15 protein-coding genes are annotated in these 17,664 nt (G+C 61.5%); 5 read left to right on the top strand and 10 right to left on the bottom strand.

The features are described 5' to 3' along the window. Window positions 1–6: 6 nt before the first annotated feature. The gene (locus tag BMY71_RS15105; protein ID WP_244526067.1) at window positions 7–1,143 is read right to left on the bottom strand and encodes an N-acetyl sugar amidotransferase; all 1,137 of its coding nucleotides are present in this window, start codon (window positions 1,141–1,143) and stop codon (window positions 7–9) included. Window positions 1,144–1,384: 241 nt separating this feature from the next. On the opposite strand from BMY71_RS15105, the gene BMY71_RS15110 reads away from it, so the two are divergent. The 5 genes from BMY71_RS15110 to wecB all read left to right on the top strand — a co-directional run bounded on the left by BMY71_RS15110 (window position 1,385) and on the right by wecB (window position 7,790). Next, the gene (locus BMY71_RS15110; RefSeq protein ID WP_139202651.1) at window positions 1,385–2,833 is read left to right on the top strand and encodes a lipopolysaccharide biosynthesis protein; all 1,449 of its coding nucleotides are present in this window, start codon (window positions 1,385–1,387) and stop codon (window positions 2,831–2,833) included. Between the two features lie 863 nt (window positions 2,834–3,696). Continuing rightward, on the top strand, window positions 3,697–5,001 hold the full coding sequence (locus BMY71_RS15115) for a nucleotide sugar dehydrogenase (RefSeq protein WP_092684791.1): 1,305 nt from the start codon (window positions 3,697–3,699) through the stop codon (window positions 4,999–5,001). A gap of 2 nt (window positions 5,002–5,003) precedes the next feature. After that, window positions 5,004–6,065, top strand: a complete 1,062-nt coding sequence (locus tag BMY71_RS15120; RefSeq protein ID WP_092684793.1) for a Gfo/Idh/MocA family protein — start codon at window positions 5,004–5,006, stop codon at window positions 6,063–6,065. Window position 6,066: 1 nt separating this feature from the next. Continuing rightward, window positions 6,067–6,696: an acyltransferase gene (locus tag BMY71_RS15125; RefSeq protein ID WP_092684795.1), complete on the top strand. Its 630-nt coding sequence runs from the start codon at window positions 6,067–6,069 to the stop codon at window positions 6,694–6,696. Then, a complete protein-coding gene (gene wecB, locus BMY71_RS15130) occupies window positions 6,693–7,790 on the top strand; it encodes a non-hydrolyzing UDP-N-acetylglucosamine 2-epimerase (protein ID WP_092684797.1) in 1,098 nt (365 codons plus the stop codon). The genes BMY71_RS15125 and wecB overlap by 4 nt, the downstream gene beginning before the upstream one ends. Before the next feature lie 151 nt (window positions 7,791–7,941). On the opposite strand, the gene BMY71_RS15135 is transcribed toward wecB, so the two are convergent. The 9 genes from BMY71_RS15135 to BMY71_RS15175 form a co-directional block, all read right to left on the bottom strand. Next, the gene (locus BMY71_RS15135; protein WP_092684799.1) at window positions 7,942–8,703 is read right to left on the bottom strand and encodes an AglZ/HisF2 family acetamidino modification protein; all 762 of its coding nucleotides are present in this window, start codon (window positions 8,701–8,703) and stop codon (window positions 7,942–7,944) included. Continuing rightward, the gene (gene hisH, locus BMY71_RS15140; RefSeq protein WP_244526068.1) at window positions 8,697–9,395 is read right to left on the bottom strand and encodes an imidazole glycerol phosphate synthase subunit HisH; all 699 of its coding nucleotides are present in this window, start codon (window positions 9,393–9,395) and stop codon (window positions 8,697–8,699) included. The genes BMY71_RS15135 and hisH overlap by 7 nt, the downstream gene beginning before the upstream one ends. A 138-nt stretch (window positions 9,396–9,533) precedes the next feature. Then, entirely contained in the window at window positions 9,534–9,980 is a 447-nt protein-coding gene (locus tag BMY71_RS15145) for a GtrA family protein (RefSeq protein ID WP_092684803.1), read from the bottom strand. 218 nt (window positions 9,981–10,198) lie between these two features. Continuing rightward, complete coding sequence (locus BMY71_RS15150) at window positions 10,199–11,038, bottom strand: ABC transporter ATP-binding protein (RefSeq protein WP_092684805.1); 840 nt, start codon at window positions 11,036–11,038, stop codon at window positions 10,199–10,201. A 250-nt stretch (window positions 11,039–11,288) separates the two neighbouring features. After that, the gene (locus BMY71_RS15155; RefSeq protein ID WP_092684807.1) at window positions 11,289–12,569 is read right to left on the bottom strand and encodes an ABC transporter substrate-binding protein; all 1,281 of its coding nucleotides are present in this window, start codon (window positions 12,567–12,569) and stop codon (window positions 11,289–11,291) included. Window positions 12,570–12,627: 58 nt separating this feature from the next. Further along, window positions 12,628–13,701 carry a branched-chain amino acid ABC transporter permease gene (locus BMY71_RS15160; RefSeq protein WP_092684809.1) on the bottom strand — a complete coding sequence of 358 codons (1,074 nt, stop codon included), beginning with the start codon at window positions 13,699–13,701 and terminating at the stop codon, window positions 12,628–12,630. A 104-nt stretch (window positions 13,702–13,805) separates the two neighbouring features. Beyond that, entirely contained in the window at window positions 13,806–14,699 is an 894-nt protein-coding gene (locus tag BMY71_RS15165; protein ID WP_011501989.1) for a branched-chain amino acid ABC transporter permease, read from the bottom strand. A gap of 205 nt (window positions 14,700–14,904) precedes the next feature. Further along, complete coding sequence (locus BMY71_RS15170) at window positions 14,905–16,833, bottom strand: long-chain fatty acid--CoA ligase (RefSeq protein WP_092684811.1); 1,929 nt, start codon at window positions 16,831–16,833, stop codon at window positions 14,905–14,907. Beyond that, window positions 16,830–17,657: an ABC transporter ATP-binding protein gene (locus tag BMY71_RS15175; RefSeq protein WP_011501991.1), complete on the bottom strand. Its 828-nt coding sequence runs from the start codon at window positions 17,655–17,657 to the stop codon at window positions 16,830–16,832. The genes BMY71_RS15170 and BMY71_RS15175 overlap by 4 nt, the downstream gene beginning before the upstream one ends. Window positions 17,658–17,664: the final 7 nt, after the last annotated feature.

The following is a 17,664-nucleotide window of genomic DNA, read 5'->3' on the forward strand; positions in this document are numbered from 1 at the left end:
GTCAGGTCAAGAATACACTTTAACTTCCCGGCCGATCGCGCGCTGAATCAAGCGTTGCACTTTCTTCAGCAGCTTGTGGCGGGCCTCCCAGGTCGGGAAATCCGTGTGATGATGCGATGGGGCGGTCAGATAGCTGTCGAATTGCTCGCGAGTAATCCTGAGTTTCTTGCAAAAATACTCGATGTCGGTCTCGAGCTCTTCCGGATCGTAAAGCGGCTCCTGCAGCTTCGCCAGCGCCTCGTCACGAGTCATCTGACCGGATACGATCAGGCTGGCGAAATGCGGTTTGCGCTTGTCGTAGCCGAACTTGGTCGGCAGGTAGTAGTTCTGAAACAGTTTTGTGAACAGTGACTCGCCGTGTTTGCGTGGATAGGCGCGCCAGCCGATCTGCTCGAGTTCGCGAATGGCGAGCTGCTTGTCGTAGGGCATGAAGTTGAGCGGGCGGACGGTGCGCATCTTCTTGATCAACGGATACCAGAAGTAGTAGTCGAAGAATCCGATGGTGCTGTAAGTCTCCAGCTTTCGTTCGCCATACTTTGCGTGAATTGCCCTGAGGTTGATCGCGTCCATCGCGCTGCCATGCCAGGCTTCCGGAAAAATGCCTTCGGTCGCCAGGTTGCCTCCGCTGAGGATGTAGCGGATGTTGTTGCTGGTCGCGAAGTGATACAGGCTTGCAAAGAAAACGTGGTCTTGCGGAACGTCCTGGTTGGCGACGCCTGCTTTCAGGTAAGCCAACTGCAGGTCGCGCATCTCTTCCCAATCGACGACATGGGTGTGGAGATCGAAATTGCAGTGCTTGACGATCTTTTCGATGTTCGCGACGGCGAGCTCGCTATTCCATCCGGCGTCGACGTGCACCACCAGCGGGCGCAAGCCCCAGTCCCTCACCTTCAGTGCCATGTATGAACTGTCGACCCCGCCACTGAGGCCCAGAATACAGTCGTACTCTTGATCTTTTCCGGAAAGACGGATCTGCTCGCAGGTCGCGGCCCACTTCTTGGCGCCGATCTCGTTGGGAAACCATCCGAGCCGCGTCTCCTCTTCGAACTTGCGGCAATGGTTGCAAACGCCTTGCGGGTCGAACGTGATCTCAGGATCGCTCGTATCCATGACGCAACGGATGCACTGCTGATACTGTTGCACGAAGATTTCTCGCTTCCGAAGACTGATGTCTGACGCTCAATTCGACCGCGGTGGTTTGCGACGGCGTCTATAGCTGCGACCCCCATGAGGCTCGGCATCAAGCAAACTGCTAAGTGCGCTCGCCTGGGACTTCAAGCCGACGCCAAGCTCACCAACAACACCGGAAATTATCGGTGATGGGCCGAAGGGTTGCTGCAAGACCGGGTGGAATTGCTATAACGGTCACGACGTCGATTTACAAGTGACGGTGGAATATTCGCGAATCATGACCATTTCAATTCCATTCCTGCGCCATACCGCGATCTTGATGGGCGGGACCGCCTTGGCGCAGGCGCTGGCGTTGCTGGCTGCGCCAGTTCTGACGCGGCTCTATCAACCGGCGGATTTCGGTGTTTTCGCAGCCGTCACTGCCGCTGCCGCCATTCTGTCGATCATATCGACCCTGCGCTACGAGCTTGCCATTGTGCTTCCCAAGAGTGAGGCCGAGGCGGCCGATCTCACGCTGATTGCCATGGGAACCGCGGTCGCCTTCGCGGTCGCTGCTTTCGTTTTGCCATGGCTGCTGCCTTCGTCGGTGGAAAGGCTCTTGGGACCGCTCGCGCCATTGTGGTGGTCTGTTCCTGTCCTGGCGTTGTTGATGGCGTCGACCCAGATCCTGAATTGCGTCGCCAATCGTCATAGAGCCTATCGGGCGATTGCGAGCGGGTTGTTGCTTCAACAAGGTGGGACAGCAGGCTTCTCGATCCTGATTGCGGCGTTTGCGATGATGCAGAACGGTCTCGTTGTGGGGCGTCTCGCGGGTCAGTTCGGCGCCGTCGCAGGTCTTGCGATCTTGCTGCGCTATGCGTTCGCTGCGCGGGGCGCATTGAACTGGCGGCAGATTCGTGAGGCTGCGAGCCGCTACCGCCAGTTTCCAATATTCAACGTCCCGTACAGCCTGTTCGGAACTGTTTCGAAGGAGTTTTTGGTTCTCGCGTTCACCGCGACGGGCCACCTGTCGGCTGCTGGATTTTACGGCCTGGCGCGTACGGTTCTGACGGTCCCGATCAGCTTTCTGTCGTCCTCGCTTAGCCAAGTCTTCTACAAGGAGGCTGCAACCAGCATCGGCACGCCGGCCTTCGAGAGCCTGATGCTCGGCTTGTTACGCGGCATCGCGTGCGGGATGGCGCCCTTGTTCGTCTTCGCGTGGTTTTGGAGCCCGTTGGCGTTCGCCCTGATTTTTGGGGAGAACTGGCGGGAAGCCGGGCAGTACGCATCAATTTTGATGCCGATGGCGTTCCTCGCACTGTTTACAAGTTGGCCCGAGCGGATCTTCGAGGTTCGAAGCAAGCAGCAGTACGCATTGGGAATCCAGGCGACATTCGATATCGCCTCCTTGTTGACGGTGATCTTGCTCCTGAACAACGGTTATTCGGAGATCGCCGTCGCACGCGCTTACGTGGCGATCCAGATCGCGTACCATGTGAGCTATTTGTTCGCGGTGTTTGTCCTTTCCGGGCTGGGCGCACGACGATATCTAGGATTCCTGCTGCTGCTGGCTTCGGCAGTCGCAGTATCGCTCGCTATTCAGCTGCCAATTCAACGATACGGGCCGCCTGATTATGTCGGGATGCTGTTCGGAGCGCTGGCCGCGATTGCCGTTGCGGCGCCATGCGCGATCTATTCCTTCAGGTCTCGTGCCCGGTCCTGAGTTGTCCGTGGCAGCGAGGTGTGCCTCGATGTGCAGGCCCTCGGCGCCGGCCTAACAGCGAACCGCGGATGGGCGCCCGGATGAACTACACCAACGGCATCCGCGCCGGTTTTGGTTGCTCTTTTCAGACTTATCCGAACGTGCTTACGATCGGCAAGGGCTGTGGAGGCCGTGGCATTTCGGCTCGCCGATGACGGGACCTCGACAAGGGGCGGCCGCGAACGGCCCACGTCCCAAGGACACGTGCGAGGCAGATCTCTGTCCTCGGAAAGAAAGGAAGCTGCTCGGGGTGGGGCCCGGCATCGCCGATTTCGCCTCGATCATTTTTCCGACGAGACCGTACTCTGGACGGCGAGCCAGATCCGGATATCGCCTCAGCCGATCTGTTCGGGCAAATCCAACCGGGGACTGTTCGACGTCGCGGATTGCAGTACCTCCGTCGATTTTCAACTGATTGCTGATCGCGATGTCGGCCGCCTCGCGCAACTCGACACTGCGCGGCGTCGCAGCCCCCCTTGAACGATTGAACGGGGCGGCTGGTCGAACTCGCCCGGTGCGAGAAGCCGCTGGTACTGCCGTTGCCGCGCGCGACGCAGGTCTTTACCATCAGGGACGCGGTCGCTATTTGAGAGCTGGGTGGCGGATCGATTCGACGGTCCAGGTCGTTTGACCGAGCCTCGTTCCCAATACTGGTGGTTCTAGCGTATAAAATTTGCCAGTTCGGCATATGTTGACCTACGGGCTTCGGCCCTTATACAGAACGGCACGGCTTCGCCCTGCATCCAGGCTGGGCAGGGGCATCCGTTCGAGCGATCAAGCGTCCGAATGGCGTTCGAATCCGTCAGAACATCGCGAGCCGGCAAATGAAATCGAACCTGATCGACAAGCTCAAGTCCAGAAAGGCCGTCATCGGCATCGTCGGTCTGGGCTACGTCGGCCTGCCACTGACTCTCCGTTACTGCGAGGTCGGATACAAGGTCATCGGCTTCGATATCGACGAGGACAAGATCGACATCATCAACCGTGGCGACTCCTACATCGAGCATATCTCGGCGGAGAGCATCAGGAAGGCGGTGGCGGCCGGTTTCGAGCCGACGACGGACTTCTCGCGAGCCGCCGAGGTCGATGCCCTGATCCTCTGCGTGCCGACGCCGCTCAACAAGTACCGCGAACCTGATCTTAGCTTTGTGCTCGACACCGCCGACTCGCTGGTGCCGTATCTGCACCGCGACATGGTCGTCTCGCTGGAGAGTACGACCTATCCCGGCACAACCGACGAAGAGCTGAAGCCGCGGATCGAGGCGCGGGGCCTCGCTGTCGGGAGCGACATCTTCCTGGTGTTCTCGCCCGAACGCGAGGATCCCGGAAACCAGAATTTCTCGACCCGGACCATTCCGAAGGTCTGCGGCGGACATACACCTGGCTGCCTCGAGGTGGGTCTGGCGCTGTACGGAAGTGTTATCGACAAGGTGGTGCCGGTCAGCTCGACGCGCGCGGCCGAGCTGACCAAGCTGCTGGAGAATATCCATCGGTCGGTCAATATCGGCCTCGTCAACGAGATGAAGATCGTTGCCGACAAGATGGGGATCGACATCCACGAGGTGATCCGCGCCGCGGCCACCAAGCCATTCGGCTTCGTTCCCTACTTCCCCGGGCCTGGCATCGGCGGCCATTGCATCCCGATCGACCCGTTTTACCTGACCTGGAAGGCGCGCGAATACGGCATGCATACGCGCTTCATCGAGCTTGCCGGCGAGATCAATTCGTCGATGCCCGACTACGTCGTCGCCAAGGTCGCGGACGGACTGAATTCGCGCAGGAAGTCGATCAACGGCAGCAAGATTCTGATCCTCGGGATCGCGTATAAGAAGAACGTCGACGATATGCGCGAGTCGCCGTCGGTGTTCCTCATGGAAAAGCTGCGCGATCTGGGAGCGTCGATCGCCTACAGCGATCCGCATATCCCGGTGTTCCCGAAGATGCGACAGCACCAGTTTTCGCTGTCCAGCGTTCAGCTCACGGCCGATAGTCTCAAGGACTTCGACTGCGTGTTGTTGACGACTGATCACGACAAGTTCGACTATGACCTGATCGGATTGAACTCACAGTTGCTCGTGGATTGCCGCGGCAAGTTCCGTGAGCCCGCCGATCACATCATCAAGGCCTGAAGATGCGCCAGTATCCCCCGAACATCACCGACCGGAAAATCCGCTTTGCGCTCGTCGGATGCGGGAGGATCGCTCAAAACCACTTCATGGCGCTGAAGAAACACCAGGATCGCGCCGAGATCGTCGGGGTTTGCGACATTGACCCCAAGTCTTTGGCGGCCGCGGCGGAAACCACTGGCGCCACGCCCTATTCGAATTTGCGCGATCTGTTGGAAAATTCCGACGCCGATGTCTTCTCGCTGACGACGCCGAGCGGCTTGCACGCCGAGCACGCGATCGAAATCGCCGCAGCCGGCCGCCACATCGTGACCGAGAAGCCAATGGCGACGCGGTGGCACGATGGGGTGCGCATGGTGAAAGCCTGCGACGATGCCAGTGTCCGCCTGTTTGTGGTCAAGCAGAACCGCCGCAATTCGACGCTTCAGCTGCTGAAGCGCGCGATGGAAAAGGGTCGATTTGGCCGGGTCTACATGGTGAACATCAACGTGTTCTGGACCCGCCCGCAGGATTACTACGACAGCGCCAAGTGGCGAGGGACGTGGGAGTTCGACGGGGGCGCGCTGATGAACCAGGCCAGCCACTACATCGATCTGCTCGACTGGCTGATCGGTCCGATCGAGAGCGTGCAGGCTTACACCGCCACCCTGGCGCGCAACATCGAGGTGGAAGATTCGGGTGTCATCGGCGTGCGGTGGCGCTCCGGCGCGCTTGGCTCCGTCAACGTGACGATGCTTTCATATCCGAAGAACTTTGAAGGCAGTATCACCATCCTTGGGGAAAAGGGCACCGTTCGGGTCGGCGGTCTTGCCGTCAACGAGATCCAGCATTGGGAATTCGCCGAGCCGGATCCGGATGACGCCGAAATCAACGCCGCAAGCTATGCGACCACCTCGGTCTATGGGTTCGGGCACCCGCTGTACTACGACAATGTCATCAAGGTGTTGCGCGGCGAAGCCGACCCGGAGACCGACGGCCGTGCGGGCTTGCGGTCGCTCGAAGTCCTGATTGCCGCGTATCTGTCGGCGCGGGACGGACGGCGAATCCCGCTGCCGCTGGATTTTTGAGATGAGTGTCACCATCCATCCGAGTGCGATCGTTGATCCTGGCGCCGAGATCGGTGACGGCTCCCGCGTTTGGCACTGGGTTCATGTTTGCGGCGGCGCCCGGATCGGTCGCAGTTGTTCGCTGGGGCAAGGCGTTTTCGTCGGGAACGACGTCACCATCGGCAACAACGTCAAGATTCAGAACAACGTTTCGGTCTACGACGCCGTGCGGATCGAGGACGACGTGTTCTGCGGTCCGAGCATGGTGTTCACCAACGTCTACAATCCGCGCTCGGCGATCTCCCGCAAGGAGGAGTACCGCGAGACGTTCGTCCGTAAAGGCGCCACGCTCGGCGCCAATTCGACAATCGTCTGCGGAGTCACGGTCGGAAGCTATGCGTTCGTCGGCGCCGGTGCGGTCGTAAACCGCGACGTCCCGGCCTTCGCCCTGATGGCAGGGGTGCCGGCTCGCCGGCTCGGATGGATGTGCGTCTGCGGTGTGCAGTTGCCGAAGGCGACCGGCCGGATCAGGTGCGAGAGCTGCGATCGCGCTTATGACATCGACCACGCCGCCTGTCGGCCCGCCGAAGCGCAGGATGGCGATCGATCGCCGTCGTCCGACGCCCCGCCGACAACGAAACCGACGCAATGAAGATCGCCACCATTGTCGGAGCGCGTCCGCAGTTCATCAAGGCGGCTGGCGTATCGCGCGCGATTCGCGGCGAGTATTCCGGCCGCGTGACCGAGGTCCTGATCCATACCGGGCAGCACTACGACGACAATATGTCGAAGGTGTTCTTCGACGAGCTCGATATTCCGGAGCCCGACCATCAACTCGAGATATCCGGCGGGTTGCACGGCGCCATGACCGGGCAAATGCTGGCGGCGATCGAACTCACGCTGTTGGCAGAGAAGCCGGACTGGGTCTTGATTTACGGCGATACCAACAGCACGCTGGCTGGCGCGCTGGCGGCGGCTAAGCTTCATATCCCCGTCGCGCATGTCGAGGCCGGCCTGCGATCCTTCAACATGCGAATGCCGGAAGAAATCAACCGCATCGTCGCAGACAGGTTGTCGTCCCTGTTGTTGTGCCCGACCGCGTCGGCCGTCGAAAATCTCGCGGCGGAAGGCATCGTGAAGTCCGTCTACAATGTCGGCGATGTGATGTACGACGTCGCGCTTGCGTCCGGACAACGTGCACGCGACCGCAGCCAGATCTTGAAACGTCTCGGCCTCGACGCAGGACGCTTTATTCTCGCGACCTGCCACCGCGCGGAGAACACCGACGATCGTGAACGGCTGGCGCAGATCATGACTGCGCTCGCCGAACTGGCGCGCGACATGCCGGTGGTGTTGCCTCTGCATCCGCGCACGCGGAGGCTGTTGGCGCAGCATGACCTGGCTGGACGACTGGAAGGCTTGACGGTCGTCGATCCGCTGCCGTTCCTGGACATGGTTGCTCTGGAGCAGTCGGCGCGGACCATCGTTACTGATTCGGGCGGCGTTCAGAAGGAAGCCTACTTCTATCGGGTTCCCTGCGTGACCATGCGCGACGAAACCGAATGGGTTGAAACGGTTGCGCTGGGCTGGAACAAGGTGGTGGGTCCGCACAGCGACGCCATCGTCGCAGCAGCTCGCGATTCTTTCGTTCCCGAAGACACCGGAGCGACGCCCTACGGCAATGGTCAGGCCAGCGCCGCCATCGTCGCCCTGTTACTGGCGCAAGGCGAAGGCGCTGCGTCCTGATCGCAGCGTATCGCTCCACATTGATATCGCCGGCTTAAGCTTTTCCGGCTCCGATCGAATCAGAACCGCAGCTCCAAACTCTCTGTTCTGACGCGTTCTCGCGACGCGAACCGGCATCCACTTCGCTCGAAAACGCTATCACGCACGTCGATCAAGCCAGGAACTGCTCCAGTTCCTTCTGCGTCGGATAGCTGATCAACACCGCGCGATGCTTGCCATGGAAGACGAACATGCTTCCCGCCGCGACCGCCGGGATCTGTGCCTGCTGGACCAGAGCCTGCATGTCTTTCAGCGAACCCGCGCCACCACATGCGATGATCGAGACGTCGACCGCCGCGGAGATTTTCTTCAGCAGGTCGATGTCATAGCCGCTACCGGTGCCGTCGCGATCGATCGAATTCACCAGGATTTCGCCGACCCCGAGCCTGTTGAGTTCCTCGGCGTATCGGACTGGGTCTTCCTTGGTATTCACGGTTCCGCCCTCGATCCAGACTTCATGGCGGCCGAACAGCGTCTTCCTGGTGTCGATGGCAGCCACGATGCTGGAGCTGCCGAACACGTGACAGGTCTCCTTGACCAGCTGTCTGTCCTTGAAGGCGGCGGTGTTCAAGGAGATCTTCTCGACGCCGAGCCGATGCAACTTGCGAATCTGATCGAGGGAGTTCACGCCGCCGCCGTAGGTTAACGGCATGAAGCACTCACCAGCGATATCGCCGATCAGCTCGAAATTCGGTTCACGCTTGTTGGGAGTAGCGCCGATGTCGAGCAAAATCAGCTCATCGACCTCCTTGTCGTTGAAGATTTTGACTGCGTTGATGGGATCGCCGACGTACTTGGCATCCTTGAACTTCACGGTCTTGTAGAGGCCGTGATCGCGGAGCAGCAGGCAGGGAATGACGCGGGTCTTCAGCACGCGACGAAACTCTCGCTGAACTGCCTGAAAATCTGCAGTCCGAACTTGTGACTCTTCTCGGGGTGAAACTGCATCGCCAGCACGTTCTTCCGTCCCATCACGCTGACGAACCTGTAACCATAGTCGGTGGTGGCGAGAGCGTCGTCCGAGGATGCAGGCAACATATGGTACGAATGCACGAAGTAGAACCGCATTGGATCTGGCGCATCGGTGAAAATGCCGATGCCCGGGCGTGTGGGAGTGATCGTGTTCCAGCCCATATGGGGGATTCGGAGCTGGGTATTGGACGCAGCTTTGAACCGCACGATCTGAGCATCGATCCATCCGAAACCAGGAAGGGTCCCTTCCTCGCTCCCGTTCGCGACCAACTGGGCGCCAAGGCAAATGCCGAGGATCGGCTTCTGCTGTTCGACAACCAGTTCGTTGAGCAGATCGAACAGCTCCAATCGGCGAAGATTGGAAATCGCTTCATCGAACGAGCCCACTCCTGGCAGAACGAGCTTGTCTGCCGCGCGGAGGATGTCCGGATCTCGGGTTATCGTTGCCTTCGCGCCGACCTTTCGCAGCATGTTGGACACGGACGCGACCGTGCCGACGTCGTAGTCAACGATGGCTATCATTTGTGGCAACGCATAGGTTGAGGCGACAGGACGACACGACCGGACCAGCCTAGTTTCATCGCGATCAAACATACCAGATTCAACAAGTCGATGTCATGTTCTGCACGGGCGGCCGCCCGAGGAGATCCCGGAAACGGCGCGACGAGCTGGGCTGGAGGCGGATCAAGCCTGCCCGCGCCCGCCGGCCTTCGACGTTGCCGGTCGTGCGGTCTATCCATCCGCCCCGTGTGCCGGCTTCCGCCGGAAGACGACGAGATGTGACATCGAGAAGTTCACCACGAAGCTGACGACGATCGCAACCAGCTTTGCGGTGAATACGGGAACATAGGCCGACAGTACGACCAATGTCGTGGTGTTTGCGATCAGCCCCAGCAGCCCGGACGCCACGAAGCTCAGATAGTCCTTCCTCTTGAGCACACGCCCCGACTCCACGCGGAAGGTGATCATCGTATTCATCACGTAGGAACAGGACGCTGCCACCAGCCACGCCAGCACGTTCGCAAGCACGATCGGGAGTTCGAACACCTTGTAGGCGAGGGCAAAGACGCCGAGGTCGATGAACGTATTGACGACGCCGATGCTGGCGAACGCGACCATCTTGGACGCGAGCGACCTTGAAACGCGCAGGTCGGAAAGTCGGCGGAGTTGTGGGTGCATGACGGGCGTCCGGACGATACGGACCCGCTCTTAGCAGGATCGAGAGGCGCTGTCTGGCCGTTTTTGCTGGATTTCCCGCGAGTTGCAGGGGGGGATGCAGGGCCGCCGGTGCGATCGATCCAGATCAAGCGCTGGAGCTGAACTGGCGCGTTATGGTCCCACCGCAGTCGCCGCGCGACAAGGGTTCCACAAATCCGGGAACCCGAGATGGGAGAGCCCTATAGCCACCGCTTCCGTCTTTTGAAGCTCTTCAGATTCTTGAAGCTCTTGCGCTGATCGCCGGCGCCGCCGAGGTAGAATTCCTTGACATCCTCGTTGTCGCGCAGTTCCTCGGCGGTGCCGTCGAGCACGACCTTGCCCTGTTCCATGATGTAGCCGTGGCTCGCGACGGACAGGGCGGCGCGGGCGTTCTGCTCGACCAGCAGGATGGTGACGCCGAGGTCGCGGTTGATCTGCTTGATGATCGAGAATACCTCCTTCACCAGCAATGGCGACAGGCCCATCGAGGGTTCGTCCATCAGGATCATCTTCGGCCGGGCCATGAGCGCACGGCCGATCGCCAGCATCTGCTGTTCGCCGCCGCTGAGATAGCCGGCGAGGCCGGTGCGCTCCTTCAGCCGCGGAAAGTAATTGTAAACCATCTCGATATCGGAGGAGACCTTGCGGTCGCTGCGGGTGAAGGCGCCGAGCCGCAAATTCTCGAGCGAAGTCATGTCCGAGATGATCCGCCGCCCCTCCATCACCTGGAAGATGCCGCGGCGGACGATCTTGTCGGGGTCGGTGCCGTCGATTCGCTCGCCGTCGAACACGATCTCGCCGCGGGTGACTTCGCCGTCCTCGGTTTTCAGCAGGCCGGAGATCGCCTTCAGCGTGGTCGACTTGCCCGCGCCATTGGCGCCGAGCAGAGCCACAATGGCGCCTTGCGGAACCTCGAGGCTCAGTCCGCGCAGCACCAGAATGACATCGTCATAGACCACCTCGATGTTCCTGACGCTGAGCAGCGGGGCAGGCACCGGGGTGGCGGCCTGCGATCGATCGAGTGCGGCGGCTTCGGTCATGGACAGTCCTGATCGTCTTGGGCGTCATGTTGTTTTGAGCGAGGCTGATGCTGGCCCCGTTTACCGACGTCATCCCCTGCTAAAGCGGGGGACCCAGTATTCCAGAGTGTTCGTTCTTCGAACGAGAAGCTGCGGCGTACTGGATCCCCGCATGCGCGGGGATGACGGTTGGTGATGTTGCGGCGCCGCGGCTCTAAGCGGCGGCGGCACCGCACTGTTGCTCAGGCTTTTTCCAGCCGCATTTTTCAGCTCACCAGCCGAACCATTCCGGCTTGCGCGGCAGGTCGACGGTCTTGACCTTCTCGAGCTTGATCGTGCCCTTGGCGATCAGGTCCTTGATGTCCCCATCGGTCGGTCCCGTCACTTTCGAGCGATACAGATCGACCTTCATCGTTCCGCGGTGGTCCTTGTCGGTCCAGGTCGAGGGATTGCAGACGCCGTCCATGCCGGCCGGCACCCAATCCTTCTTCTGGTAGAAGCCCTTGGCGACGTTCTCGCCGGTGGCGCCACCGTTCTTGGCGGCCCATTCGATCGCCTCCTTCATGTACAGCGCGGAGCACACCGCCGCGACGTAATGCACGGGACGATAGACGTTGCCGGTCGGGTCGGAGATCTTCGAGACTTCCTCGACAGTCTTCATGCCGGGCGCATTGCCGCCCCAGGCGACCGCGGTGCGCAGCGGGAAGATCACGCCATCGGCGGCGTCGCCGGCGGTCTTGGCGGCGTTCTCGTCCATGCCCCACACGTTGCTCATGAACTGCACGTCGACCCCGGCCGCCTTGCAGGCCTTCATCACCGAGATGTTGGAGGCCGCGGTGTTGCCGAGATAGGCGTAGTTGGCGCCCGAGCTCTTCAGGCTCAGGCATTGGGCGCTGTAGTCGCCCGGCGCCAGCGCGAACACCAGCGGCGGCAACACCTCGAAGCCGAGCTCCTTGGCGAGGGCTTCGCCTGCAGCCTTCGGCGCGTTGGGGTAGGGATGGTTGGCGCCCATATGCACGAATTTCGGAGCGCCCGACTTACCCTTGGCCTTCCAGTCCTCCGCCGCCCACATCAGCTCGGCGCGCAGCGCGTCGGAATAGCTCGGGCCGTAGAAGAAGTTGTAGGGTGCGGGCTTGGCCTTGCCGCTGGTGCCTTCAGGGTCGGTCAAAGCGGCGGCGTAGGAGCCGGACATGTCGGGGATTTTATCCTGGGCGAGGAACCCGGTCAGCGCTTCGGTGTCGGCAGTGCCCCAGCCCATGATCGCTGCGACTTTGTCGCCGCCGGACCACTTCTTGTACAGCGCGATCGCGCGCGGCACCTGGTAGCCGTAGTCGTTGCTGTCGACATTGAGCTGCTTGCCGGCGACGCCGCCGTTCTTGTTGACCCATGCGAAGGTGTCGGCGACGGCCTGGCCGTAGGGCGTGCCGACATCAGAGGTGCCGCCCGAATAGTCGGCGAGATGCCCGATCGCGATCTGCGCCTGCGCGGTCGCCGAGACGGTTGCGATCACGAGCGCCAGCGACGCCGTGCTCAGTAGGGTTTTCATCGTCATGGTTGTTGTCCTCCGGTCGTCTTTTGTGAGGTCTCGTCGTGCATTCCCCGTTCCAACCTCAATGCGAGAACGGGTAGAGTTTCCAGTACGCCTTGATCTGCCGCCAGCGATGCGCCAGCCCGTCAGGCTCGAACACCAGGAATGCAATGATGATCAGGCCGATCGCGATCTCGCGCAGGAAGGTCAGGTTGTTGTTGAGCTGCAGCACGCGGTCGATCGCGCCGCCTTTCAGTTCCATGCTGATCCATTCCATCGCTTCCGGCAGCAGCACCACGAAGGCGGTGCCCATCAAGGTGCCGCTGATCGAGCCGATGCCGCCGATGATGATCATCGCGAGGAACAGGATCGAACGCTCGATGCCGAAGCCTTCGTTCGAGACCACGAGCTGATAGTGGGCGTAGAGCGCGCCGGCGATGCCGGCGAAGAACGCGGCGAGGCCGAACGACAGCGTGCGATATTTGGTGAGGTTGATGCCCATGATCTCGGCGGAGAGATAGTGGTCGCGCACCGCCACCAGCGCCCGGCCGTCGCGGGTCCGCATCAGATTGGTCACCAGCAGATAGCTGACCAGGAGATAGGCCAGCACGACGTAGAAATATGATTTATCCCCCCGCAGCGTATAGCCGAAGATCGAGAACGGATTCGCGGAAGCAGGCACCGATCCGCCGGAGAACCATTCGGCGCGTGAGAAGAAGTCGATCAGGATGTACTGCGCCGCCAGCGTCGCGATGACGAGATACAGCCCTTTCAGCCGCGCCGCCGGCAGGCCGAACACCAGGCCGACCAGCGCGGTGATTACGCCCGCCAGTGGGATCGTGAAAAACACCGGGATCGGCAGAGTGTTGTTGAGATAGGCCGAGGTGTAGGCGCCGAGCAGGAAGAACGCCGCGTGGCCGATCGAAATCTGCCCGGTGAAGCCGACCAGAATGTTCAGGCCCAGCGCGGCGATGCCGAAAATGCCGATCTGGATCAGCACGCTCAGCCAATAGCCGCTCAGCACCAGCGGCGCGAAGCAGATCAGGATCACGCCGACGATCGCCGCATTGCGGCTCGTCCTGGTCGGGAAGATCGTGGTGTCGGCGGCGTATGTGGTGCGAAAATCGCCGGCGGGAATCAGTGACGTATTGGCCATGGGGCGCTACCGACGCTCACTCTTGAATGAAGTCATTCCAACGCCCCTTTGTGTCTGGGCACAGTCGTGCCCGAAAACCGGTGTCCGCTTTTCGGCGATGATGCCTAAATGCGCTCGATGTCCTTGGTGCCGAACAGTCCGTAGGGCTTGATCATCAGGATGATGATCAGCACGTAGAACGGTGCGATCTCGTAAAGATTGCCCCAGTGCAGATATTCGCTGTCGACGTATTGGGCGAGATTTTCGAGGAGGCCGATGATGATGCCGCCGAGCACCGCGCCGCCGATCGAGTCGAGACCGCCGAGGATCGCCGCCGGAAACACCTTGATGCCGTAGGCCGAAAGGCCCGACGACACGCCGTTGACCACCGCGACCACGACGCCCGCGACCGCGGAGACAGTCGCCGAGATCGCCCAGGCCATCGCGAACACGCTCTTCACCGAGATGCCGAGCGATTGCGCCACCTGCTGGTTGAACGCGGTGGCGCGCATCGCGAGACCGTATTTCGAGACCCGGAAGAACCAGGCCATGCCGATCATCATCGCGATCGAGACCACCAGGCTCATGACGTAGACAGTCTGGATCTGCAGCCCGGCGAACGACACCGACTGGCTGGTGAAGATCTGCGGGAACGGCTGCGGGCTGACGCCGAAGATCCATTTCAACGCCGCCTGGAACACGGTGGAGAGCGCGATCGTCACCATGATCACCGAGATGATCGGCTCGCCGATCATCGGCCGGAGAATGACGATCTGAATCGCGATGCCGAACGCGAACATGAAGACGAGCGTGATCGGCATGCCGAAATAGAATGGCACCTGGTATTTGGCGAGCAGCGTCCAGCACACCCATGCGCCGATCAGCAGCAATTCGCCCTGTGCGAAATTGACGACCTGGGTCGCCTTGTAGATCAGCACGAAGCTCATCGCGACCACGCCGTAAAGCGTGCCGACCACGAGACCGTTGACCAGAAGCTGGATCAGGAGCTGGGAATTCATGCGGGATAACCGAAAGCGGATGAGGTTGTCTTTCCCTCTCCCCTTGTGGGAGAGGGTGCCCGAGCGAAGCGAGGGCGGGTGAGGGGGGTGCGATCAAGATGCGCACGACCCCTCACCCGGCTGGGCCCGCGGCGGGCCCCGAGGCCGCCCTCTCCCACAAGGGGAGAGGGCGCAGTCATCGGCTCTGCCGCATGAAGCGATGCAATCATTCCGCCGCCTCCGCATGGGCGGGGAGGCCGAGGTCGACCACTTTCAGCGAGGTGCGGATGCGCTGGGTGGTGCCGTCCTGGAACTGGATCACGGTGTCGACCGGGATGTCGCTCTTGCCGCCGTAGATGCCGTCGATGATGTCGGCATACTTCTCGTTGATCACCGTGCGGCGGACCTTCCGGGTGCGGGTCAATTCGCCGTCGTCGGCGTCGAGTTCCTTGTACAGCAGCAGGAAGCGGGAGATCCGCTGCGCGGCCGGCAGCGTCGCGTTGACGGTCTCGACCTCGCTGCGCAGCATCTCGTAGACCTCGGGGCGCGACGACAGATCGGAATAGGTGGTGAAGGCGATCCGCTTCTTTTCTGCCCATTTCGAAATGATCGAGTAGCGGATGCAGATCATCGCCGCGAGCCGCTCGCGCCCGGCGCCGAGCACCACGGCCTCGGCGACGTAAGGCGAGAATTTCAGCTTGTTCTCGATATATTGCGGCGAGAACTTTTCGCCGTGCGAGGTCTCGGCGAGATCCTTGATGCGGTCGATGACGACGAGCTGGCCCTTGGCGTTGAAATAGCCGGCGTCGCCGGATTGCATCCAGCCGTCCTTCATGTCGGCGGCCGAGGCTTCCTCGTTCTTGTAGTAGCCGAGATACATGTTGGGGTGGCGCACCACGATTTCGCCGATGCCCTGGACGTCGGGATTCTCGACCTTGATCTCGATCTCGGGTCCCATCGGCACACCGGTGGTGTCGGGGTCGACCTCATCCGGCCTATGCAAGGTGTAGGCGCCGAGCAGTTCGGTCTGGCCGTACAGCGTGCGCAGCGGCACGCCCATCGCGCGGAAGAACTTGAAAGTGTCGGGGCCGAGCGCCGCGCCGCCGGTCGCCGCCGAGCGCAGCCGCGTGAACCCGAGCCGGTCGCGCAGCGCGCGGAACAGCACCGCGTCGGCGAAGCCCGAATGTTTGCCCTCCGCCAATGCGGCGAGCCCCGCTTTCATGCCGGTCTCGTACAGCCGCTGTTTCAGCGGTGAGGCGTCCATCACCCGCGCGCGGACATCCGCCGCAAGGCCTTCCCAGACCCGCGGCGCGAACAGTACGAAGGTCGGCGCGATCTCGCGGAAGTCGTTCATCATCGTGTCGGGCTCTTCGACGAAGTTGACCTTCATCCGGCACAACAGCCCTTTGCCGAGCGCGTAGACCTGCTCCATGATCCAAGGCAGCGGCAGCACCGAGACGTATTCGTCCTCCGGCCCCTTCGGGTCGAAGCTGAGATAGGTCGCGCAATGCTTCAGAATGCGTCCCGCAGCCAGCATTGCGAGCTTGGGATGCGCGGTCGTGCCCGAGGTCGTGCACAGGATCGCGACGTCCCCGCCTTGCGTCGCGTCCACCAGCCTGTCGTACAGCCCCGGCTCGCGGGCGGCGCGGTCGCGCCCCATCGCGGCGAGCCGGTCGGCCGGAATCAGCCGCGAGTCGTCGTATTTCCGCATGCCGCGCGGATCGGAATAGACGATATGCTCCAGGTTGGGCACCCGGTCGGCGAGGCCGAGCAGCTTGTCGACCTGTTCCTCGTCTTCGGCGAACACCAGCTTTGCCGCGCCGTAGGTCAGCAGATAGGCGGCCTCCTCGTCGAGCACGTCGCGGTACAGCCCGAGGCTCATTGCGCCGATCGCGTGGGTCGCGATCTCCGCCGCCACCCAATCCGGCCGGTTGTCGCCGATGATGCCGATGACGTCGCCGCGGGTCAGCCCCAGTTCCAGCATTCCCAGCGCGAAATCATGGACCCGGGTCTGGTAGTCAGCCCAGCTGAAGACGCGCCAGAGGCCGAGGTCCTTTTCCCGCAAGGCGATCTCGCCGCCGAACTCGCGGGCATTGAGACGCAGCAGCTTGGGGAATGTGTCGGCTTGCGCGACGCGGCCGGCGTAGTCGATCATGCCACGCGCTCCGCAATCGGCGGATGGTCCGGCGCATCGTCGGGATCGACCAGCACTTCGTCCTCCTCACCGAGATAAGCGCGCTTGACGTGCGGATCGGCGAGCACCTCGGCCGGGTCGCCCTCGGCGATCTTGCGGCCGAAATCCAGCACCACGACGCGGTTGGAGATATCCATCACCACGCCCATATCGTGCTCGATCATCACGACGGTCATGCCGAACTCTTCGTTGAGGTCGACGATGTAGCGGGCCATGTCCTCCTTCTCTTCGAAGTTCATGCCGGCCATCGGCTCGTCGAGCAGGATCAGTTTCGGCTCCAGCGCCATCGCGCGCGCGAGTTCGACGCGCTTGCGCAGGCCATAGGAGAGGGTGCCCGCGGTGGCCTTGCGCACCGACTGCAGATCGAGAAAGTCGATGATCTCCTCGACCTTGTGGCGGTGTTCGAGCTCTTCGCGCCGCGCCCCGAGCCAGTACAGCGCGCCGGTGAAAAAGTTGTTCTTCAGCAAATGGTGGCGCCCGACCATGATGTTGTCGAGCACGCTCATGTGGTGGAACAGGGCGAGGTTCTGGAAGGTGCGGCCGATGCCGAGCGGGGCGCGGGCGTTCGGCTTCAGCGCGGTGATATCGCGGCCGTGATAGAACAGATGTCCTTCGGTCGGCCGGTAGCGGCCGGAGATGCAGTTGACGATCGAGGTTTTGCCGGCGCCATTGGGGCCGATGATGGAAAACAATTCGCCGTCATTTACGGCAAAGCTGACCTCGCTCAGCGCGCGGACGCCGCCAAAGCGCAGGGACACATTGCGCACTTCCAACGCGTGTTCCAAACCGTTC

Origin of the sequence: Rhodopseudomonas pseudopalustris, from assembly GCF_900110435.1 — a bacterium.
GTDB classification, from domain to species: Bacteria; Pseudomonadota; Alphaproteobacteria; order Rhizobiales; family Xanthobacteraceae; genus Rhodopseudomonas; species Rhodopseudomonas pseudopalustris.